This window comes from Corynebacterium glyciniphilum AJ 3170, assembly GCF_007673095.1.
In the GTDB taxonomy this organism is placed as follows: domain Bacteria; phylum Actinomycetota; class Actinomycetes; order Mycobacteriales; family Mycobacteriaceae; genus Corynebacterium.
Map to the genome: position 1 here is coordinate 158,081 of NZ_VDYZ01000008.1, position 21,613 is coordinate 179,693.

19 protein-coding genes are annotated in these 21,613 nt (G+C 67.3%); 7 read left to right on the forward strand and 12 right to left on the reverse strand.

All coding sequences use genetic code 11. The features are described from left to right. Nucleotides 1-27 precede the first annotated feature (27 nt). The 7 genes from FS507_RS09575 to FS507_RS09605 all read left to right on the forward strand — a co-directional run bounded on the left by FS507_RS09575 (nucleotide 28) and on the right by FS507_RS09605 (nucleotide 7,769). Nucleotides 28-1,236, forward strand: coding sequence for an ABC transporter substrate-binding protein (locus tag FS507_RS09575; RefSeq protein WP_145942550.1), 1,209 nt, complete (start codon nucleotides 28-30; stop codon nucleotides 1,234-1,236). Next, nucleotides 1,233-2,660, forward strand: coding sequence for an FAD-binding oxidoreductase (locus FS507_RS09580; RefSeq protein ID WP_145942551.1), 1,428 nt, complete (start codon nucleotides 1,233-1,235; stop codon nucleotides 2,658-2,660). The genes FS507_RS09575 and FS507_RS09580 overlap by 4 nt, the downstream gene beginning before the upstream one ends. Then, nucleotides 2,657-3,445, forward strand: coding sequence for a creatininase family protein (locus tag FS507_RS09585; RefSeq protein ID WP_145942552.1), 789 nt, complete (start codon nucleotides 2,657-2,659; stop codon nucleotides 3,443-3,445). The genes FS507_RS09580 and FS507_RS09585 overlap by 4 nt, the downstream gene beginning before the upstream one ends. Next, entirely contained in the window at nucleotides 3,442-4,014 is a 573-nt protein-coding gene (locus tag FS507_RS09590; protein ID WP_145942553.1) for a pyridoxamine 5'-phosphate oxidase family protein, read from the forward strand. The genes FS507_RS09585 and FS507_RS09590 overlap by 4 nt, the downstream gene beginning before the upstream one ends. Continuing rightward, nucleotides 4,011-5,414 carry an amidohydrolase family protein gene (locus FS507_RS09595; RefSeq protein ID WP_145942554.1) on the forward strand — a complete coding sequence of 468 codons (1,404 nt, stop codon included), beginning with the start codon at nucleotides 4,011-4,013 and terminating at the stop codon, nucleotides 5,412-5,414. The genes FS507_RS09590 and FS507_RS09595 overlap by 4 nt, the downstream gene beginning before the upstream one ends. A 112-nt stretch (nucleotides 5,415-5,526) precedes the next feature. Next, the gene (locus tag FS507_RS09600) at nucleotides 5,527-6,531 is read left to right on the forward strand and encodes an FAD-dependent oxidoreductase (protein WP_260853278.1); all 1,005 of its coding nucleotides are present in this window, start codon (nucleotides 5,527-5,529) and stop codon (nucleotides 6,529-6,531) included. Nucleotides 6,532-6,590: 59 nt separating this feature from the next. Further along, nucleotides 6,591-7,769 (forward strand): hypothetical protein, encoded by a 1,179-nt coding sequence (locus FS507_RS09605; protein ID WP_260853279.1) that lies wholly within the window; start codon nucleotides 6,591-6,593, stop codon nucleotides 7,767-7,769. 57 nt (nucleotides 7,770-7,826) lie between these two features. Here the strand turns inward: FS507_RS09605 and FS507_RS09610 are convergent, their stop codons facing one another. The 12 genes from FS507_RS09610 to FS507_RS09665 all read right to left on the reverse strand — a co-directional run bounded on the left by FS507_RS09610 (nucleotide 7,827) and on the right by FS507_RS09665 (nucleotide 21,577). Further along, nucleotides 7,827-9,206: an MFS transporter gene (locus FS507_RS09610; protein ID WP_145942555.1), complete on the reverse strand. Its 1,380-nt coding sequence runs from the start codon at nucleotides 9,204-9,206 to the stop codon at nucleotides 7,827-7,829. A gap of 96 nt (nucleotides 9,207-9,302) precedes the next feature. Next, a complete protein-coding gene (locus FS507_RS09615; RefSeq protein ID WP_222121407.1) occupies nucleotides 9,303-10,259 on the reverse strand; it encodes a PDR/VanB family oxidoreductase in 957 nt (318 codons plus the stop codon). 12 nt (nucleotides 10,260-10,271) lie between these two features. After that, nucleotides 10,272-11,459: an aromatic ring-hydroxylating oxygenase subunit alpha gene (locus FS507_RS09620; RefSeq protein ID WP_145942556.1), complete on the reverse strand. Its 1,188-nt coding sequence runs from the start codon at nucleotides 11,457-11,459 to the stop codon at nucleotides 10,272-10,274. A 298-nt stretch (nucleotides 11,460-11,757) separates the two neighbouring features. Next, nucleotides 11,758-13,251 (reverse strand): APC family permease, encoded by a 1,494-nt coding sequence (locus tag FS507_RS09625; RefSeq protein WP_145942557.1) that lies wholly within the window; start codon nucleotides 13,249-13,251, stop codon nucleotides 11,758-11,760. A gap of 28 nt (nucleotides 13,252-13,279) precedes the next feature. Next, on the reverse strand, nucleotides 13,280-14,524 hold the full coding sequence (locus tag FS507_RS09630; protein WP_145942558.1) for an FAD-dependent oxidoreductase: 1,245 nt from the start codon (nucleotides 14,522-14,524) through the stop codon (nucleotides 13,280-13,282). Further along, on the reverse strand, nucleotides 14,521-15,693 hold the full coding sequence (locus FS507_RS09635) for a tyramine oxidase subunit B (protein ID WP_145942559.1): 1,173 nt from the start codon (nucleotides 15,691-15,693) through the stop codon (nucleotides 14,521-14,523). The genes FS507_RS09630 and FS507_RS09635 overlap by 4 nt, the downstream gene beginning before the upstream one ends. A 79-nt stretch (nucleotides 15,694-15,772) precedes the next feature. Beyond that, nucleotides 15,773-16,375: a TetR/AcrR family transcriptional regulator gene (locus FS507_RS09640; protein WP_145942560.1), complete on the reverse strand. Its 603-nt coding sequence runs from the start codon at nucleotides 16,373-16,375 to the stop codon at nucleotides 15,773-15,775. A 132-nt stretch (nucleotides 16,376-16,507) separates the two neighbouring features. Continuing rightward, a complete protein-coding gene (locus FS507_RS09645; RefSeq protein ID WP_145942561.1) occupies nucleotides 16,508-17,971 on the reverse strand; it encodes a lamin tail domain-containing protein in 1,464 nt (487 codons plus the stop codon). A 60-nt stretch (nucleotides 17,972-18,031) separates the two neighbouring features. Beyond that, on the reverse strand, nucleotides 18,032-19,201 hold the full coding sequence (locus tag FS507_RS09650; protein ID WP_145942562.1) for a M20 family metallopeptidase: 1,170 nt from the start codon (nucleotides 19,199-19,201) through the stop codon (nucleotides 18,032-18,034). Beyond that, complete coding sequence (locus FS507_RS09655) at nucleotides 19,194-19,862, reverse strand: DUF1028 domain-containing protein (RefSeq protein ID WP_145942563.1); 669 nt, start codon at nucleotides 19,860-19,862, stop codon at nucleotides 19,194-19,196. Before FS507_RS09655 ends, FS507_RS09650 begins: the two co-directional genes overlap by 8 nt. Continuing rightward, the gene (locus tag FS507_RS09660; protein WP_145942564.1) at nucleotides 19,863-20,267 is read right to left on the reverse strand and encodes a RidA family protein; all 405 of its coding nucleotides are present in this window, start codon (nucleotides 20,265-20,267) and stop codon (nucleotides 19,863-19,865) included. It lies immediately after the preceding gene. Beyond that, nucleotides 20,264-21,577 (reverse strand): flavin-containing monooxygenase, encoded by a 1,314-nt coding sequence (locus tag FS507_RS09665; protein WP_145942565.1) that lies wholly within the window; start codon nucleotides 21,575-21,577, stop codon nucleotides 20,264-20,266. Before FS507_RS09665 ends, FS507_RS09660 begins: the two co-directional genes overlap by 4 nt. Nucleotides 21,578-21,613 lie beyond the last annotated feature (36 nt).

The window sequence follows — 21,613 nt, forward strand, 5'->3', positions numbered from 1 at the left end:
TGAACATTCGAGAACCGGAGAATCCGCATGAAAACCACCCGTACCGTCTCCACCGTGACCGCCGGCACCGTCGCCGTGGTCACTACCTTCGCCCTCACCGCCTGCGGCGACGGCAGCGCCTCATCCACCTCGTCCGCCGCATCCGACTACGACGGTGACATCGGCACCACCGACCTGTCCTCCGTCTGCCCGTCCACCGTCGTCGTCCAGACCGACTGGTTCCCCGAGGCAGAGCACGGCCACCTCTACGAGCAGCTCAACTACGGCGGCGAGGGACGTGACGCGGTCACCATCGACGCCGAGGGCAAGGTCGTCAGCGGCCCGCTCTTCGACGGCGACAACGGCTACACCGGCGTCGATCTGGAGATCCGCTCCGGTGGACCGGCGATCGGGAACCAGAACGTCACCTCACAGATGTACCAGGACCCGGATATCCTGCTCGGCTACGTCGACACCGACCAGTCCATCCAGAACTCCGACGGCATGCCCACCACCGGCGTGATGACGACCCTGGACAAGAGCCCGCAGATGATCATGTGGGACCCCGAGACCTACCCGGACGTCCACGAGATCGCCGACCTCAAGGGTGAGAACACAACCGTCCTGACCTTCTCGAACATGTCCTACATCAGGTACCTCACCGGCGCCGGCATCCTCGACGAGTCCCAGATCGACGAGAGCTACGACGGCTCCCCCGCCACCTTCGTCGCCGCCGACGGCGCCAACGCCCAGCAGGGCTACTCCTCCTCCGAGCCCTACAACTACGAGAACGAGGTCCAGGGCTGGATGAAGCCGGTGGACTACCAGCTCATCCACGACGCAGGGTTCCCGACCTACAAGTCCGCCCTCGCTGCGAAGACAGCCGACTTGGAAGACGCCGCGACGACCGACTGCCTCTCCGAACTGGTCCCGGTCCTGCAACGCGGCGTGAAGTCCTACATGGAGGACCCCGCGGCCACCAACGAGCTGATCGTCGAGGCCGTCGCCGACTTCAACGCCGGCTGGGTCTACGGCGACGGCAACGCGGAGTACGGCCACCGGCAGATGCTGGACGAGGAGCTCGTCGCCGACGGCACCGACGGTGTGCTCGGTTCCTTCGACGAGGTGCGCCTCAACGAGGTGCTCGACATCGTCACCCCGATCTTCGACGAACAGAACACCCCTGTGAAGGACGGTGTGGCCACTGACGAGCTGGCCACCAACGAGTTCCTCGACGAGAGCGTCTCGCTCTCATGAGCGCATCTACAACACCACAGCTCGGGGTCCGCGTCGAGACCGACGTCGACCACGTCTTCGCCACCGCCACCCAGGACGGACGTCCCGACTTCACCGCAGCCGACGTCGACGCCCTGGTCAACGACCTCATCGCTGTCCTCGGCCCGCGCGGGGTCAGCCAGCTGCCCCGCGCGATCGCCCGGGCATCCCGCGACGGCTCCGGCATGAGCCCGGTCCTGTCCGCCCAACTCGCCGCCGGGGAAATCGGTACCCCGGACGTGGTCTGCTACCCCCGGCGCGTCGACGAGGTACCCGAGATCATGCGCGCCGCCGTCCGACACGGTGTACCGGTCACCACCCGCGGCAAAGGCACCGGCAACTACGGCCAGGTGCTGCCCCGTTTCGGTGGTCTGGTGCTCGACATGACCTCATTGACCGGAATCCACGGACTGGATGCGGAGTCCGGCACGATCACCGCCGACGCCGGGGCGAGGATGCTCGCTCTCGAGCAGTACGCCTGGGAGCACGACCACCAGCTGTGGATGTACCCGTCCACCGTGCAGTCCACCCTGGGAGGGTTCCTCGGCGGCGGCTCCGCCGGCACCGGCACCATCGTGCACGGACGCAACCACCAGGGCTTCGTCACCGCCGTGGACATCGTCCCCGCCACCGCGGACGCCCGGATCATCCACCTGGAGGACGACGACGCCCAACCGTTCGTCCATACCTACGGCGTCGCCGGGATCATCGTGCGCGCCACCGTGCGCGTCGAGCCGTTGCAGGACTGGCGGTGCGTGTACGCGTCCTTCGGATCGACACGGTCCGCCTTCGACGCCGCCCGCGCAGTGCTGGACGCCCGGTTGCAGCCGCGGCTGATGTCCGCCGACGGCGCGGAGATCGTTGACGCCCTGCCCGCCGACCCCGCCCTCGTGCATGGACGGGCGAGCCTGCGGGGCATCGTCGATGCTGACGAAGTAGAGGACGTCACGGCGATCGTCGCGTCCTACGGCGGGCAGGTCGAGGATGTCCGCGAGGGCATCACCCAGTCCGTGCGCCTCTCCACGATCTCCTACAACCACCCGACGTGGTGGCTGCAGAAGAAGCAGCCCGGTCGCTGGTTCCACATGGAGTGCCAGGGCAATGCGGTCGTCGACCGACTCGAGGAGGTCGAGGCGGTGTTCTCCACCGCGGACGGCAGTGGCCTGTTCCACCTCGAAGTCGGCAACAACATGATGTTCGGCATGCTCAACGGCCGAATCGGACAGAACGAGAACGTGGACGACCTCAAGGACCGTATCCTCACCGGTGTTCCGGAACTCACCGCCCTGGGGGTTGGGGTGCACTCCCCGCACCAGTGGTACATCGACCTGGAACCCGAGCGTGTACGGGCCCTGGCCGACACCTCCGACCCCCACGGCATCCTCAACCCCGGGAGGTGGATGTGATCAGCGCGTCCCGGCGCTTCGCCGACCTGACGACCGCCGAGGTCCCCGCCGTTCTCTCGGAGGACAGCGTGCTGGTGCTGCCGACCGGGGCGATCGAACCCCACGGCCCGCACCTGCCCGTGTCGACCGACCTGACCGTCGCTGACGCTGTCGCGTCCGAGGCAGTGACGCAGGCCGCCGCCTCCGGCACCGACGTCTGGCTGCTGCCACCACTGGCCTACACCAAGTCCGACGAGCATGCCCTGCTGCCCGGCACGATGTGGCTGCGTCCCGAGACCTTCTTCCAGACGGTGGTGGATCTGGGACGCTCCATCGCCGCGACCCCGGCCAGGCGCCTGCTCTTCGTCAACTGCCACGGCGGCAACTCCGCCCTGCTGGGCGTCGCCCTGCGCGAGCTGCGCCGACGCTTCGACCTGCACACCTTCCTGATGTCCGGCCCTGCCCTGCCCGGGGAGACCGAACGCGGCATCGGAGTGCACGCCGGCTGGGCGGAGACCTCCATGATGCTGCACATCGCCCCGGACCTGGTGGACATGTCCGCCGCCAACGTCCTGGGTCCGCAGGTCGCCGACACCGTCGCCGACTGCGCACACATCGGCTTCGGCGCCCCGGATCGCGCGGTGACCTTCGGATGGTTGTCCACCGACCTGTCAGAATCCGGAGTGGTCGGCGACCCCACCGGGGCGTCCGCCGAGGTCGGCGAGGAGCTGTTCCGCACACGCGTCGACGAGATCGTCGCCGCCCTGCCCGAGATCGCGTCCTTCACCCCAGGAGGTCGGCGATGACACCGTCGCGCCTGTTCCTCGACCACCTCGAGGAGTCGCCGTCCGGCCCGACCCTGATGACACTGGCGACCGTCAGCCCGGACGGCTACCCACGGACGCGCACAGTGATGGTGTCCGGTGTCGGCGAGGACGGCCGCGTGTGTTTCCACACCGACGCCAGGTCGCAGAAGGTCCGGGACATCGCAGCGTGCCCGAAGGCTTCGCTGACGGTGCTGTCTCCGGAAGGGACATGGCAGGTCACCGTCATCGGCGACGTCGTCCCCGACACCCGGGCCGGCGAATGCACCGCCTTCGCCCGGCGCTCCCGCTACCTGCAACTGCTCGCCTGGCTCAACGACGCCGACCTCGCCGCGAAGCCGGCGGAGGAGCGTCGCCGCCTCTGGGAGGCCTTCGCCCACGAGCACCCGAACCTCGCCGACTCCGGCCCACCGGAGACGTGGGCCGGGTACGCCGTCGTCCCGCGCGAGTACCTGTTCTGGTCCGCAGACGCCGCCAGGCCGTCCCGTCGCGTGCGGTACACGCGTACCACCACTGATTCTCACTGGACCCAGGAGGTTCTTCCCGGATGAACACCCCCACCCTGTTCACCAACGCCGTCATCATCCCGGTCAGCGCGGAGCCTGCACCCCCACGCTGGTTCACCGGCTGGCTGTCCGTCGGTGCAGACGGACGCATCGACGGCCTCGGTGACGGCACCCCACCGGAGACCGTCGCGACGTCATCCCCGGACACCACGGTCGTCGACCTCGACGGTGCCTTCCTCGCCCCGGGGTTCGTCTCCGCGCACAGCCACATCTACACCGGCGGCATGCGCGGCGTGGAGCACTCCTCCCCGCTGTACAAGTGGGTCACCCAGAACAGTGCGATGCTCGCCAACGCCGACCCGGAGACCATGTACTGGCTCTCCCGCGCCGGTGGCCTGGACCACCTCGCCTCCGGCATCACCTCGGTGTACAACTTCACCCAATCGCGGGTGATCTGCCGCTTCGACTACGGGACCTCCACCCTGAAGGCCGTGAAGGTCCACGAGCCGGACTTCGTGACCCGGCAGATCGACGGAGTGGCCGATGCCGGCATCCGCTTCGTCACGTCGGTGCGCGTCGACGACGAACAGCTTCCCGAGCAGGACGCCTTCGACGCCTTCGGAGTGGCGATGACACACCTCGACGAGATCGACCCGGCGTTGAACCTCGGCGGCTCGGTCTACGGCGCGGTGCAGTGGGCCTCCGCCGCCGTCACCGCCGAGCGGGAGAAGACCCTGATGGAAAAGTGGGGCATCACCAACCAGGCACACTTCGTGGAGACCGCGGAGCAGATCGACGTCCAGCAGTCCAAGTTCGACTGGTACGACGACGCCGGGGTTCTCGGAAGCGACTTCGCCTTCGGCCACTTCGTCCACCCCACCGAACGCATGGTGGACCGCGTGGTCGAGTCAGGCACCTCGGTGGTGTGGCAGGCGATGTCCAACGGACGCCTGGGCTCCGGCGTCGCCGACATCGTGTCCCTGCTGGGACGCGGCGTGACCGTGGGCATGGGCGTGGACGACCAGTCCTGCACCGACACCTCCGACCCCTTCGAGAACATGCGCACCGGACTGTTCACCCAGCGTGCCGTCCACTCCGATGCATCGATCATGGCCGTGGACGACGTTCTGCACCTGCACACCCTCGGCTCCGCGCGGTCCGTAGGAGTGGATGACAAGGTGGGCTCGTTGGAGGTCGGTAAGTTTGCCGACCTGGTGGTCGTGGATCCCCGCGATCCGGCGACCGGGCCGGTGTGGGACCCGGTGGCGACATACGTACTGGCCTGCGGGCTGCGTCACCTGAGGACGGTGTACGTCGGCGGCGAGGTGGTGTATGACTCCTCCGCCTCCTCGCTCTCGGGTGCCGACGCCACGGAGGTCAACCGCCTGGCGGACGAGGGCATGGTCCGCTCCGCCGCAGCCGGTGGGTTCACCCCGGCGTTGTAAAGGTGGACGGCAGCATCTGAGTCACCGCCCACAACGGTTCACGGCTCCGGATCGTTCTGCGCGGTGACTCAGATGCTCACCGCGGGGAGAGGCACATGAAACAATGGTCGCCATGCCATCGAACCACTTGCGAATCACCGTCATCGGCGCCGGCGTGATCGGCCTGTCCTGCGCGCACGAACTCGCTGACACCGGCCACGAGGTCACCGTCATCGCCGACCATGGCCCCGGGGACACAGTGTCCGCCCTGGCGGGTGCCCTGTGGTTCCCGTACCACGCTGCAGGCACGGAGCAGGTCGTCGAACGGTCGCTGCGACGGTTCGTGGAGTTGGCAGCTCTCGGTGACACCAGCGCCGACACCGCCACCGATGACTTCACCGACGACGTACCACCGGTGCAGATGCGCACCGGTGTCCTGCATGAGCGCCTCGATCCGCCGGACCGCTCCTGGGTCGCGCCGGTGGTGAATGTCCTGGGGGAGGATGCCGTCCAGCCGGTCGACGGCGGTGTGCGGGCCACCCTGCCGATGATCATGACCTCGCGGTACCTCGCCTGGCTGATGGATTCCTGCCGGATGAACGGCGTGGCCTTCCAGTGGCGCACGGTTGCCTCGCTGGAGGAGCTGACGGGGACGAGGGATGCGGTCGTCATCGCCGGCGGTTTACGCGGCGGTGAGCTTCTCGGTGGGGATGACGCTGTCACCCCGGTGCGTGGGCAGCTGATGCTCTTCGCCAACGGTGACGGCGGGGAGGACGGCCCGCTGCTTACCGACTGGGTCGTGGACTCCGATGACCCGTCGCACATGACGTACGTCTTCCCCCGCGAGGACGAGATCGTCGTCGGTGGGACGTCCGAGTCAGGCTCGTGGGACGAGACCCCGGATCAGGCCACCGCCGAGGCCATCCTGTCCCGTGCGGAGGCTCTGGTCCCCGAGCTCACGGAGCTGCCGATCATCGGCCACGGCGCGGGACTGCGTCCGGCACGTGAGACGGTGCGAATCGAGCATGTCGACGGGTACGACCTGCCGGTCATCGCCGCGTACGGGCATGGCGGCGCGGGAGTGACACTGTCCTGGGGCACCGCCGAGCGTGTCGTGGAACTCGTCGGCGAGCTGTAGTTCTCCACAGTTTCATCCACACCCTTTCGCCGGTGTGTCCTATCGGCTTCACTGGTGTGATGGGGACGGGGACAGGAAGAGCAACTGAGCAGCGACGCCGCGAGTTCCGTGAGGAGAAACGGCGCCGGCGTCGATGGCTGGCGGCAGCGCGCCGTGCGGGGCGGATTCCGGACGGCCGGGGCCTGGAGCATTCCATCAGGGTGCTGCCACGCCCGGTCCCGGAGCGTCGGGCGGAGGTCCTGGCGTCGGGACGCGCCACGCAGACCACGGTCCGGCAACGGTTCCGTGACCTCACTCGTGGAGTGGTGGTTGATCTGGCCACCGAGGACATGCCGGAGGAGTTCCGCGTTCTACCGGACGATTGCGGCGGCTTCGGCATGGACATCGTCACCCGCGCCCGCGCTCACTGGATGCTCAGTGTCGGCAGCGTCATCGGATTCTGGGCAGCTGCCGCGTTCCACGGTCTGCCGTTCTGGTGCGACGATGCACCAGTGGTACTGCTGCGCGATGGCTCGCCACGGGGCGACGCCCGCTCCTGGGTTGCCGCCACCACGCCGCGGGTGCCGGTGTTCCGGCGCTACCGTACAGGGACTCCGGTGGTGCGCCCGGACCCGGAGTTCCCGGACCTCCGGGGCGTCAGCGCCGATATCGCCGCAGGCCAGTGCCTCCACTCGATTCTGAAGGGATCGCACGGCTGGGACGTCCCGCCTGTCCCCGGCCTGACGGACCGGGAAGTTCGTTCCATCCAGTTCATCGACGCCTTCTACCAGTGCACATGGCTCACCGCTGAGAACATCCGGCGCGGATCGCGCAACTACGTCGATCGGAGGACCATCGACAAACTGTTGGCGTTGTCGGACATCGGAGCACAGTCTCCGCGGGAGACACTCCTGCGGCTGTACACCCGTGACGTCCTGCCTGAAGGCTTCTCCTGGGCGTCGCAGGTCACCGTACAGCTTGATCCGAAGGGTCGACCATGGAAACACCTGGTGGCAGATCTGGCCTGTGAGGAGTTGAAGATCGCTCTGTTTTACGACGGCGCGTACCACCGTGCTGAAGAGAGGCGAGGCATCGACTTCGAGCAAGTTCACCGGCTGCAGGCGTTGCGATGGGAGTTCGCGCGGATTGACGCGCGGCTTCTTTCGGACATACCTCAGATGATGGAGGATGTCGACGAGGCGGTGGAGCGCGCCGTTGATCGCGCGGATCCTCCTCTTCTGCCGAACCCCGATATCTGAGTCACCGCGCAGAACGATCGTGAGATCAGATTCGTTCTGTGCGGTGACTCAGATGTCCTAAGCCACGTCCCCGCTGGTGGAGTCAGCAGTATCCGTGGAACCGACGTAGATCCGCGACAACCTCCGGTACTGCGGCGTGCACATCGCCGCCACCGCCAGCACCACACAGAAGACCCCGGCGGCGATGAGAATCAGTGCGATGCCCCGGGAGTCGCCCGTCCCCAGCAGCCATTCCCACTGCCGGGTGCCCTGCTCAGTATCCAGGTGCGGGATCACCCACCACTCGGCCAGCGGCGCAACCAACAGGGCGGTTACCGGGGCGGTGGCGGCCTCGAAAGTCATGGCGAAGCCGAACACCCTGCCTTGTTTCCCGTAGGGCACGACCTTCTGGATGACCGTCTGTTCCGCCGCCTCGACGGCGGGGATGAACGCCATCATCAGCCAGATGCCGACGACGAACAACCATCCCCATTCGCGCAGCGTCATCAGGGCACCGACCACACCGATCCCACCGGCGAAGAGCAGCATGGTACGGATCGGGTTGCGTCCCAAACCCCACTTCGCGATGACACCACCGCCCACAAACAGCCCGGTAGAGGCCACGGCGAACCAGATCCCCCACCCCTGGACGCCGAAGAGGTCGATGCCGTACGGGTCCATCAGCGCCATCTGCACACCACCGAAGAGATTGTTGAGCGTGGTGAACAGGACTAGCGCGAGGAGCCCGGGGACGGCGATCACGGCGAGCCAGCCGCCACGGATGTCGACCCACCCCGTCGCGTCGTCCGACTGCAGGACCTCGTGCTCTGGGATGCGCACCGTGACCAGGTGCAGCAGGGTCAGTACCATGACGGTCACCCCGATGAGCAGTGTCGAGCCCATGCCGAGGAAACCGACGGAGAGGCCGCTGAAGACACTGGTGACCAGCATCGCCATGCCCTGGACGGTGCCGACGAGGCCGTTGGCGTTGGCCCGCCGTTCCTCGGCGACCAGCAGTGTGACAGTGGTGGACAGGGCGATGTTGCGGAGTTGTTCAACGACGGCCCCGGCGAGCAGGACGACGGCGAACACCCAGAACCACGGTGTTCCGAGGTCGGCTATCCGTCCCTCGCCGACGATGAAGAAGAACACGATGTCCAGGAGGACCACCGTCAGTGCGGTCAGGGTGGCCCACACCATCACGTCCTTCTTGCGGAAGCGGTCGACGAGGGTGCCGAAGAGCATGCTGAACACGGAGACGAACAGCATGTAGGACGCTCCGACGACACCGGTGGCGATGACGTTGCGTGTCTCGGCGTAGATCCAGAAGGTCAGGGCGAACCACAGGAAACTGGTCGTGATGTTCGCGACGGCGGTGTTGACGAGGACGTTGAGGAAGATGCGGAAGCCGTCCGGCGGGACGGTGGGCACGGCGGGGGTCGGCGACGGTGCGTTCACGGGTCCGGCCTGTCTGTCGGTGCGGCGGAGAGAGCCGACGGGGACCTACAACCGTAACCGACGGAACCGTCCCCGCGAAGGACCAGAGGGCAAGTATCAGAGGGCGAGGGTGAGGTTGGCGGTCCTCGACCGGGAGCAGCACAGGGCCACCCGGGTGTTCGCCGCGTGCTCGGCCGGTGACTGCACCTCATCGCGGTGATCGGGCACCCCGTCGACGACACCGGTGAGGCAGGCGCCGCAGATCCCCTGTTCGCACGACAGCTCCACCGCCACGCCGTGGGCGGCGAGCACCTCGGCGATGGTGTCGTCCTCGGCGACCGCGTAGGACGCCCCGGTCGAGGCGACGGTGACGGTGAAGGCGTCGCCGGTGAGGTCAGGTTGTTCGGTGGGTGCGAAGCGTTCGACGTGGACGACGTCGGCGGGCCACCGCCCGCTCTCGGCGAGCTCGAGGGCGCGGCTGATGAATCCGGCAGGCCCGCAGATGTAGAGGTCGTCCCCGTCCGAGTACGAATGCGGCAAGGCCTCGGTGGTGCGCAACGATTCTCCATCGTTGCTGAGGTGCTCGACGATGTTCGGCGACCACGGACGGGCGAGCAGATGGTCGCGTAACGGCAGCCCGTCGGCGTCGGAGGTGTAGCAGTGCAGGGTGAATTCCCGACCGGTGGCGGCGCACTGTTCCGCCATCGCGATCAGCGGAGTGACCCCGATTCCACCGGCGAGCAGGATGGTGCGACCTGTTCCGCCAGTGGGATGCTGCAGTTCGAAGTGGTTGCGGGGGCCGGTGATCTCGACGGTGTGCCCGACGCGGAGCTGGGTGTGGATCACGTCCGAGCCGCCGCGTCCGTCGTCCTCGCGTTTGACGGCGATGAGCCAACGAGCTGTGTCACGGGGGTCACCGAGCAACGAATACTGGCGGATCACGGGTCCGAGGTGCAGGTCAATGTGTGCTCCGGCCGTCGCCGACGGGAAGGCGCCGTCCTGCGTGGGATGCAGCTCGATGAGCAGGACGTCGCGTCCTGCCCGTGTCATGGAATGGACGGTCGCAAGGGTCATCTGTCCGTCCCCTTACGCCGTGAAGAACTGCGACAGGCCCAGCCCGCGCAGCGCTCGACGGTAGGCGATGGACGAGCGGTCGGCCGGGATGTGGACCTCCAACGACGGGTCGAGCGGAAGGTTCTCCGGCTTCTGTGCCTCAACCATCGCCCGGTCCTCCTCGAAGACCTGCAGGTTGAAGTCGTAGACGTCCTGCACAGGCTGGTCGGTGTCGAAGTTGCGCACACGGGCGTCGAACAGGCGGGTCTGTGTGGCGGAGACCGGGCAGGCCGTGTTCATCATCGCCAGGTGCTTACCGTCCGGGAAGTGGACGTCGAGGGTGGCGGTGAAGGGGACGTGCAGGCGGAAGTGACGCAACCACCGGAACCCGTCGGGCACAGCGGCCTTCACCTCGTCGGAGGCGTCGTGCGGGATATTCGGCATGGTCGACCAGTACTCGGTCTCGAAACCGTCCGCGGTGACCTGCGGGGTGTAGTCCGGCACCTCCGGCTGGTCGGCGAGGGCGAAGGACCGGTTGTGGACGAAGGCGAAGTGGGCGACGTCGAGGAATCCCTCGACCTGGCGTCCTGCGAAGGCGGCGACGTCGATGCCGGGGCAGTTGATCTGCTGGTAGCCGTCCTCGTCCCAGTGCGGGACGGGTGGAATGTCGGAGTCGGTGTCGACGCCGGGGACGTCACCGGGGTTCGCCGCAAGGTTCGCCCACACCAGGCCGTAGCGTTCGACGGCACCGTAGGCCGGCAGGTGCATGCGGTTCGGGATGCGGCTGGAGGGGTGGGCCGGGATCTCGGTGCACCGGCCACCCGTGCCGAAACGCAGGCCGTGGTACGGGCACTTGATACCTTTGCCGTCGTGCTGATCCTCGCCGAGGCTGAGCATCATGCCGCGGTGGGTACAGAGGTTGTCGGCGGCAGTGACCTCACCGTCCACCCGGTAGACGACCAGTGGTTTGTCCAGGAGGGTGACGCCGAGAGGGCCTTCCGTGACCTCGGAACTGTAGGCGACCGGATGCCAGAAACGGGCGATGATCTGCCAGTCGTCCGGATCGAAGGTGAGCTTGCGCGGGAGCGGGAGGTCGGCGGAGGTCGGGGCGGGACGCCCGGCGTTCGGGTTCCGGGGCGTGCGGTGATCGTGGGACGGGCGGGCGGGCGCATCGATGACGCGGGAGACATCGGGCTGGAAGGTCGGTGCGGTGGTGGTCATGACTGGTGTTCCTCTTCTCGTACGTGCGGTGCTCAGGGGTGGTCAGCCCCGGCGGTCACCATGCGCGATCTGTCCACGCGTCCACCCGGCGAGGTGCCCCTGCGATGCAGGGAGACCCGAGAGCGTCTGGGTCGTAGAGGAGAAGATCATGGGAGCCAGTCTGGTGGGCCCGTGTTTCGCTTCGGTGACGGTGCGGTAAAAGTCCGGCCGACGGGGGTCCGGCCGGAGGGACATGATCGCCCTCGTGGCTCAGATGACGTCGGAGGAGACGGTATCGTGGCGGGTCCCTCAGACCGAGTCAGCCAGTCGTCCGCCCCATCCTCTTCTCTCGATCCTCCATTGCCCGGATGATGACGTCATCGTCGAACTCCGGGACGAAGGTCGAACACACCACCCCGGTCACGAACGCCACCGGGGCAGACAACGCCAGCAGCAGGGCCACCACCTCATTGCCACCGACGAGCATCGTCAGGTTCGTGGCGATGAAATACAGCGCCGTCGCCAAGCCGAGGAACGCCAGCACCGGCGCAACAGTCCGCTTCCACACCCCCACCGGCAGCGCCGGCGTCGAACGGAAGTAAGACAGCACCGCGACGGAGACCAGCAGCATCAGGATGATGATGGTGAACGTCGCCAGCCCGGAGAACCAGGTGAAGATCTCGGCGACCGGGTCGAGCCCCACCAGAGCGCACACGATGGTGAGCACGAATACGGTGACGGTCTGCACGATCGACGACATGTGTGGTGAGCGATAGGTCAGGTGCACCGCACGCAGCCGCCGCGGCAGGCCACGCTTGTGGGAGATGGCGTGCTGATATCGGGTGAGCACGTTGTGAAAAGACAGGACACAGGCGAACAGGCTGGTCAGCAGCAGGACATGCACGACCGGTCCGGCCCAGCTTCCGAGGTAGTTCACAGCAGTGGTGGCGATCATCTCGTCCGGGTTCGCCGTAGCTTCGGCCAGCACGTTGTCCGTACCCCATGCCTGGACGACGGCCCAGCCGGAGACGGTGTAGAAGATACCGATCACCGCGACGGAGATGTAGGTCGCCCGCGGGATGGTGCGGTCCGGGTTGCGGGCTTCGGAGCGGAACACGGTGGTGGACTCGAAGCCGATGAACCCGGCCATAGCCATCATCAGCCCGACCCCCATCGCCCCGGAGAAGATGTTCTCCGGCAGGAACGGATCGACATTGAGACCCTGGCCTTCGGCACCGCCGCGACCCACGACGACCACGTCGATGAGCACGACGATGGCGATTTCGGCGATGAGCAGGATGCCGAGTGCCTTGGAACTCAGTTCGATGCTGCGGTAGCCCAGGTAGCCGACGACCGCGGCGACAGCGATGCTGAACACCCACCACGGGATGTCGACGATCGGCGCGAGGAGCAGGGTGAGCTGCTGGCCAAGGAATCCGTACACCGCGAACTGGATGGCGGTGTAGGTCAGCAACGCGAGGTAGGCGGTACCCATGCCGAGACGCCGTCCGAACGCGGTCTCCACGTAGGAATAGAAGGCACCGGGCTCGTCGATGTACCTCGACATCGTGGTCAGCCCGACTGAGAACAGGACGAGGATCGCCGCGCCGACGGCGTACATCGTCGGGAATCCGGGGCCGTTGCCGGCTGCCATGCCGATCGGCAGGGCACCGCCGATGACGGTCAACGGGGCTGCAGCGGCGATGACCATGAAGACGATGGACGTCGTGGTCAGGGAGCCGCCCGAGAGTTTCGTCCCGATGCCCGGCGCGTCGGTGCCGTCGGGTGCCAGGGTGCTGGTCGGGTGGGACATGGTGGTGTCCTTTCAGGACGTGGGCTGGTCAGGACATGAGCGCGGTGACCCCGCGGCTGGGGTCTTTCGCCGCTCGCGGTGTGGTGGGGTAGTCGAAGGTGCGGGGACGCAACGGCGAGAAACCGTCGACGGCCAGGTCAGCGGCGATCCGCCCGTACACCGGGGCGAACTTCATGCCGTTGCCGCTCATGCCGGTTGCGAAGGTCACTGCGCCGTCGCTTCCCGGGGCGGGGCCGAGGATCGGAGCGTGGTCGGTGGTGAAACCGTCGTGGTGAAGGGTCAGCCGCACCGGGTCGTCCAGCATGCCCTCGAAGAACGCCGAGCTGCGTTCGGCGAAAATGCTCGTGAGAAGCTCTGGCAGGACGCCGGTGCGCAGTACCTCGATGCCATCAGGTGTGGCCGCACCACCGGCAAAGTCACCGTGGGAAATCTTCACGCTGTAGCCGTCGAGACTCGGCGCACCGTAGCAGTGCCAGACCTCGCCGGTGGAGGTGACGATGTCGCGCATGAAGATCGGGAGGCTCTCGGGCAGGAAGTCGGTGATCTGCAGGGGCAGATACCAGGTCAGTGGAATCGCCTGCACGTTGATGTGGTCGGAGAGCTCGGGGTACAGGTCGGATGCCCAGGACCCGTTGGCGACGATCACCTTGTCTGCTGTGACCGTCGTTGCCCCGCCCGGTCCCACGCAGCGGATCACGGTGCTACCCTCGGGCCCCTCCCCCGGCTCAATCGCGAGCACGCGGGTGTTGTCACGCAGTTCCGCGCCCGCGTCGATGGCGAGCTGCTGGGACAGGGCCACGGCGAGTTCGGGACGGATCCCGCCGCCGTCCGGGTCGACGATGGCGATGTCCGGAGGCGCCCCGGGGGCCGGCGCGGCGAAGGCCGGGTAGCGTTCGGCGAGTTCCGCGGCGTCGAGGACCTCGTGGTCGAGCCCGTGGTTCCGGATGATCTCCATGGTCTGTTCCATGGTCGGGAAGTCCGCGGGGGCGACGCTGACGGCACCGATGGGCAGGAACACGTCGCGTCCGGTGCGTTCGTTAAGTTCGAGCCACATCTCGCGGGCGCGCTGCACCATCGGGATGTAGATGCCGCCCTCCTTGAGCGCCACCCGGAACAGTCGGGACTCTCCCGAATAGGAGCCCTTGGTGTGGATGCGGCCGAAGCGTTCGATGCCGAGGATGCGGGCGCCCGGGGCGCGTTCGGTGAGCTGCCACAGGGCCATCGAGCCGATGGAGCCGCACCCGACGACGACGTAATCGTAGTGGTCACTCATGCCAGCTCCGGGGCGTCCCATACCGGCAGGCTGGTGCCGATGCCCTCGTCCAGCGCGCGGCGGTAGAGCGTGGTGGCCCAGGCGACGTCCTCGACGGGCATGCCGCCGACCGAGTAGACGACGATGTCGTCGTCGGACCGGCGTCCCACCGTGTCGCCGTTGATGACGTCGGCGATGTCGACGACGCTCCCGTCCGGGACCCTGCCGTTCTTCTCCAGGGCGAGGAACTTGTTGCCGATGATGCCGACGGTCTCGAAGGCGTCGTCACCGAACTCCTCGTGCCAGCACTCGTAGAGGCTGCGGTTGTCGAGGACGAGGCGCGCGGAGTCCGAGGCGAGCCACTCGTCGGAGATGTTCACGCAGGACGGGATCGAGACGAACGCGCCCGGCGACAGCCAGGACGGCTCAAGCACCGGGTAGTTCCCCGAGCCGATGGGGGCGGTGGTGGTGTAGGCGATGACCTCGGAGTCGCGGACGGCGTCCTCGGCGGTGTCGACGACCTTGATGGTGGTGAACTGTGGCAGGGTCTCCCTGACCCAGGCGATGAAGCTGTCGATCCCGGCCTGGCTGCGGCCCTTGATCTTCACGGTGTCCAGGGTGGGCACACCGGCGGCGAAGGCCTCGAGTGCGGTCTTGCCCATCACACCCGGCCCGACGACGGCGGCGACGGTGGCGCCGGGCGTGGCGAGGTGCCTCGCGCCGACGCCGGACACCGCTCCGGTGCGGTAGGACGACAACAGGTTGCCGTTCATGATGGCCAGTGGAGCACCGGTGTCGGCGTCGCTGAGGACGAAGGTGTGGATGGAACGGGGCAGGCCGGAGGCGCGGTTCTCCGTGTTCGAGCCGTACCACTTCACGCCGGCGGTGTGGAACTGTCCGCCGAGGTAGGCGGGCATGGCCATGAAACGACGGTCCGGGCCGTTCTTCGGCATCCGTTCGTGCGGGGACTCGTCAGGGAACAGGACCATGGAGCCGTGGGAGTTGTTGTTGGCTCCGCCCATCCGGTAGTCGCCGACGCCGAGGAGAGAGAACATCTCCTCCATGGTGTCGACGCAGGCGGGCATGTCCTTCACCCCGGCGGCGACCATGTCCGGTTCACTGAGGTAGAGGGTGTCAAGGTGCGGGCTGGACGGAGCGGTGACGGCAGGTGCTGGGACGGTGGTTGTCATGGTCCCTATGCAACCGGCCGGGTGTTTCACGACCGTTGCCGTGCCGTGACTGTTTTGTACGCGTGGAGAAAAACAGGGTTCAGGAGGTAAAAACCCGGTTACCGAAGGAGGTCAGCTGCGCACGAAGCCGCTCCGGGGCGGCTTGGTCCTGATTCAGCGCGGCCCAGACCTGAGCACCGGTGAGCATCGTGAGCAGTTCATCGACAACGGCGCTCTTCGCCTCATCGCTGACGGTATCGTCCCACAGGTCACCGCCCTGCGCCGCTTCGTCGAGACGATTGAGGAAGTAATCGTGCCACTGGGACATACGCTCGGCGAAGATCTCCGCCTCGTCCTGCCGGGTGACCGCGCGCTGCCAGAACGCGGTGACGACGCGCGCCTCGGCACGTCGGACGTCGTCCAGGGGCAGGATCTCTTCAGCGAGACGGTCCAGGCCGACACGCCCGCGCGGGTGCCCGCCGCTGCGGGCCCGCTCGTTCGTCGCGGCGTAGACGTACTCGAAGGCCGCGGTGACCACGGCGTCCTTGCCCGGGAAGTAGTAGCGCAGCAGGCCGTTGGAGAATCCGGTGGCCTCGGCGATGCGGCGGGTGGTGACGGCGTCGAGACCTTCGTCGGCGATGAGCAGCCACACGGAGCCGATGATCTCCTGGCGACGTCTGTCGTGGTCTACGCGTCGTGGCATGTCTGCCGATGATAATTGGTCATGCGCGGGCCGGCGGCCGTTCGACGGGAGGAAATACACAGAAATCCGGAGCTCAGAACGCCGGCCGAACTAGAATTCGCAGGGATTCTCCCGTAGCAGTGATCATGGACGTCAGGACGCCGAGGAGCTCAGCGAGCCGAGGCTTCCGAACGAACCGGCCGGCTCGTCCCCCGGCGCCTCGCCGGAGCCACCGTCGGCAGGACGCACCGCGCCGCGTAGGCCGACTCCGTCGGTGGCTCCGTCGTCGGCCCAGAGGAACCGCTCGGTGCCATCGAAGTCGACGTGGCGGGCGTAGCCTTCGTTCGCCAGGTTGCCCATGCTCTCAGGGCGTGCATGGATGCTCTCGCCGGCGGGGCCGAAGTCATCCTCGTCGGCGACGAGGACCTGGGACGCACCGTCGCAGGCCTCGTCGCACAGGATGGTCAGTTCACCGGTGCTGGCGGCATAGTCGCTGGCCATGATCCCCTCGAACGGTGAGTCATATCGCTGTACGAGCTCGGCGTCGGAACCCGAGAGGTCGACGAAGAGGACGTCGCCGGTCTCTTCGACTCCAATGGCGAAGAGTGCGGGGCGGTCGGCACCGGAAGTCCAGGCGATGGATTCCAGACCACCGTTGGCGCCGATCTCGCCGGTGAACTCGGCGAGATTCCATTCGTCCGTGGCGTTCAACTCGCCATCGGTCGCGCCAGCATCCTCGGCGTCCCCGAGCTCGAAGCGTAGGACGGAAGGTCGGGAGGTGTCCTTGCTGCTGTTGTCCCGCTCGGTAGCGACGAAGACCGCGCCGTCGGGGCCGACGGTCACGCCCTCGGCGTCGGGAAGACCGGTGCCGTCGACATAACGCAGCTGGTGGCGACTGTCGACGTGGTAACTGTTGCCGTCCTGCGGAGAGAGGACGTAGAGGGTGCCCTCGTCGTTGTTGACGATGTAGGCTCTGCCGTCCGGTCCGAAGTCGACGCCGGACATATCCTCCTCGGCGAAGTCGCTGACGAGGTCACCGCCGTGGTCGTCGGTGAGAGCGACGGCGCTGATGTCCTGCGGGTCGTAAGGCCAGGCATCGGCTGGATCGCCGGGGCTGCCTGGGTTCGCTCCTTCCTCGACGTTGCGCACGCCGCGGGTGGGTTCGCCGGTGACAGTGAAGTCACCGGTCATGTCGGGGACGCGTCCCCAGGTCGTAGCGGCATGTCCGGACCAGTTGGTCTCGGCGACGACGGTGCCGCCAGCATCGGAGAGGGTCACGGAGTCGTTGCTGCCGAGACCGAAAGACGGTTCGGTGTAGACCGCAAGGTAGCCGCCGGACTCGATCTCGGTGCCTTCAGGGAAGATGACACGGTCGTGGGAACCATCGTCGTCGATGATGCCCCAGCCGGAGATGTCGACGGAGTTGTTCGGGTCGGTGTTGGCGAGTTCGACCCAGTCCCCCTCCGGGTCACCGTTGGACTCGACTTCGTTGATGACGACTGCGTCTGCAGCTGTCACCGGCGCGGCTACGGCGACGGGCACGGCAGTCATGACCAAGGGCAGGGCGGTCACAGCGGCCAGGGCGGTTGCGGCAACGGTTTTATGGAGATGCTTCACGTCTCCGCACGATAGGCGGCCCCGGCGGACGACAGATGACCGGCAACTGAACGGAAGGTGTCAGTCCGCACCGAAAGTGCCCACAGCACCCACCACGTCCACCGCGGTCCACGCCAGTCCGACCGCGCCGTCGGACAGGGTCCGTTCGGCGACCGGTCCCACGCACGCGTCGGCGAACGGCGCCTGGTGATTCAGCACGGGGTAGGAGCCCACACCGATGTACGGGTGGATCGCGGGCACGGCCCAGGACACGTTCGCCATGTCCGTCGATGCCCGGCACATCTGCGCCTCCGGTCCGTCGCCTTCGCGGTGTAGTTCCCGGCCGAGGGCTAGAGCATTGGTCTCGTAGAACCGCAGGGCACGGTCGGCAGTGCGAAAGTCAGAGTAGGGCTTGGACTCATCACGAATCTCGACCTCGCACCCAGTGGCCAGAGCCCCGGCCTCGAAGCAGCGTTTGACCTTATCGCCGGTCTCCTTGAGCTGCTGCATGTCATTGGCACGCACGTACCACCGGCCGCGAGTCCGTCCGGGGATCGCGTTGGGGGCGTCGCCACCGTGGGTCACGATGCCGTGCACCCGCACACTAGACGGCAGCTGCTGCCGCAACAGGGCGATGCCGACTTCGGCGACCGTGAAGGCGTCGGCGGCGTTGACTCCTTCCGTCGGGTAGGACGCCGCATGCGCCGCCTGCCCGGTGTAGGTGACCTCCCAGTGCTCGACGGCGAAGGGGCGGGCGCGGACCACGTCCACCGGCGCGGGGTGCACCATCATCGCGAAGTCGAGGCCATCGAAGGCTCCGCGGTCGAGCATCTCGATCTTGCCGCCGCCGCCCTCCTCGGCCGGGGTGCCGAAGACCTCCACGGTAACGCCGAGTTCATCGGCTACCGGGGCCAGGGCGACGGCGGCACCGAGGGACATCGCAGCGATGAGGTTGTGTCCGCAGGCATGCCCGATGTTCGGCAGCGCGTCGTACTCCGCCATCAGCGCGAGGCGGAACGCCCCGCTGCCGTAGGTGGCGTGGAAGGACGTCTCCAGGTCAACGAAGTTCTCCGTCACCTCGAAGCCACGGTCGCGCAGGAAGGACGCGCACCGTGCCGCCGAGGCGTGCTCCTGCCAGGCGGTTTCCGGGTGTGCGTGCAACCATTCGGACAACGCCACCAGGTCGGGCTGTGTCGCTGCGACGGCGTCTTTCAGGCGGCCCTTCAGCGCAACTTTCAGCTCCTCACTCATCGCCGGGCACCCCGTAGGACGGTGAGGACGCCGGGTCCTTGCCGCGGATGACGTAATCGTCCCGCTGCGGCAGCCAGGTCTCCAGCAGTGACGCCAGGTCGCCGAGCGGGTCCTCCGACCAGTCGACGCGCAGGTCGCTCTCGGCCCAACCGGCGTCGCGGACGACGGCGAGTCCCGCGGAGTGCACTGGCCCGGCCTCTCCCCCGGCGCGCAGGCCGGCCTGCATGGCGGCGAGCAGCCGGGTCTCCAGGTCACCGTCAGTATCGCCGAATTCGGCGAGCATGGTGTCGGGTACACCGGTGCCGGCGAGCATGTTTCCGGCGGCAACGGCGTCGGTGCCGACGGACGAGGCGTACGTCCCCAGTGTGTACTGCCCGGAGTGGACGGTGCCGATGCCGGTGGGGGCGAGGACGCTGATCTGGCGGTAGTCGAGGGTGTCGTCGTCCTCACGCAGGCGTGCCACGGCGTCCGTGGGGCTCAGGCCGTCGGCGAGCCGGTCGAGCAGGTAGGCCCCGAACCGCGGATCGGTGATGTTCTGCGAGGCGACCACGCCGACGCCGCCCCGCAGGTGCAGACACCTGGCGGCGACGGCCGGGGAGGACGAGGACACGGCCATGCCGAGGGCGCCGTCGGCGTCCCGGGCGATGATGGAGAAGGTCATCTACAGCACCGCCGTCGCGTCGATCTCGACGAGCCACTCGGGGCGCGCCAGGGCGTCCACCACCAGGCCGGTGGAGACCGGGTGGACTCCCTTCAGCCAGCGTCCCATCACCCGGTAGACCGTCTCCCGGAAGCGGATGTCGGTGAGGTACACGGTGACCTTGACGATGTCCTCGAGGCTGCCGCCGGCCTCGTCCATGAGCATGGCGATATTGGCCATCGCCTTCTCCGCCTGCGCCTCGACGTCGCCGATGCCCACGCTCTCACGGGTGTCGAGGTCCTGGCCGATCTGTCCGCGCAGGTAGACAACTCCCCTGGCGACGACGGCCTGGCACAGGTCGTTGTCCAGGTTCTGCTCCGGGTAAGTGTCCCTCGTGTTGAACGGGCGGATGCGGGTGTGCTTCATCGGGCGGTCTCCTTATCGGGGGTGTAGGCGGCATAGCCGCGCTGGATCATGATCTCGTCGACGACGTACTTCGCGTCGTGCCAACAACCCCAGATGAAACTGGAGCCGCGGCGCGACAACCAGGGCAGGCCGACAAAGTACACGCCGTTGGCGGGGCTCACCCCGCGCTGGTGGACGGGACGCCCCCGGTCGTCGGTGACGCCGTCGACGTTCAGCCAGGAGTAGTCGACGCCGTAACCGGTGGCCCAGACCACGGTACGGATGCCGGACGACGCCAGGTCGAGGCTGAGCACCGGGTCGGTGACGTCCTCCGGGTCGGGCCCGAGGACCCAGGCCTCAGGTTCCTCCGGCAGGTCGAGCCCGTTGGCCTCGATGTAGGCATCCGCCTCGGCGAAGAGGCCGAGCAGGTTCCGGTCGCCGGCGTGGATATGGTCGCCGAGGTCGTTGCGGAAGTGCAGGGTGCCGTCGGCGTCGCACGTCTCCGCACGTCCGACGAGGTGGATGCCGTCGGCGGCGAGGTCACGGAAGTCGACGGTGTAGCCGCCATCGGCACCGGTGACGGCGATGGTGACATGTTCGGCACCGACCGGCGGGGCGGCCATGTCCCATTTGCCGAGGACACCGAGCCACCAGACGTTGTCGCGCCCCCGGTAGCGGCGCGGTGGACGGTCGTGGGCACCGACGGCGAGAGTGACGTCCCGACCCGCCCTGTTCAGTTCCACGGCGATCTGCAGGCCGGACGACCCGGCACCGACGACGAGCACGCCGCCGTCCGGGAGGTCCTGCGGGTTGTCGTAGTCCGCGGAGTGGATCTGGGTGATACCGCAGGTGTCGGCGACGTCCTGTGAGATCACCGGAGGGATCACCGGGACCTGGAAAGGCCCCGTCGCGGAGACGACGTGGTCGGCAGCGATGGTCGCACCGTCGGCGCAGGTGACGAGGTAGCCGTTCTTCCCCTCGCGCTTGGTCACCGAGATGACGTCCACCCCGGTCCGGACCGGCGAGCCGATCTTCGCAGCGTAGTCCTCAAAGTACTGCGCGACGCGGTCATGGTGGGCGAAGGCTTCGCCGTCGACCGGCTCGGCACCGGACGGGACGGACTCCTCGAAGGTGAGGTTCGGGAACCGGTCGTGCCAGGCGGGGCCGTTCGCGCAGAGCGAATCCCAGCGCCCGGTGCGCCATTTCTCGGCGATCCGGTCACGTTCCAGCACAATGTGTGGGATGCCCGCAGCAGTGAGGTGCTCACTTGTCGCGATGCCGGACTGGCCGGCACCGATAACGACGACGTCGATGGTTTCGGTGACTGTCATGGAATTTAGTGTCCGCAGGCACCCGGAATATAGCAA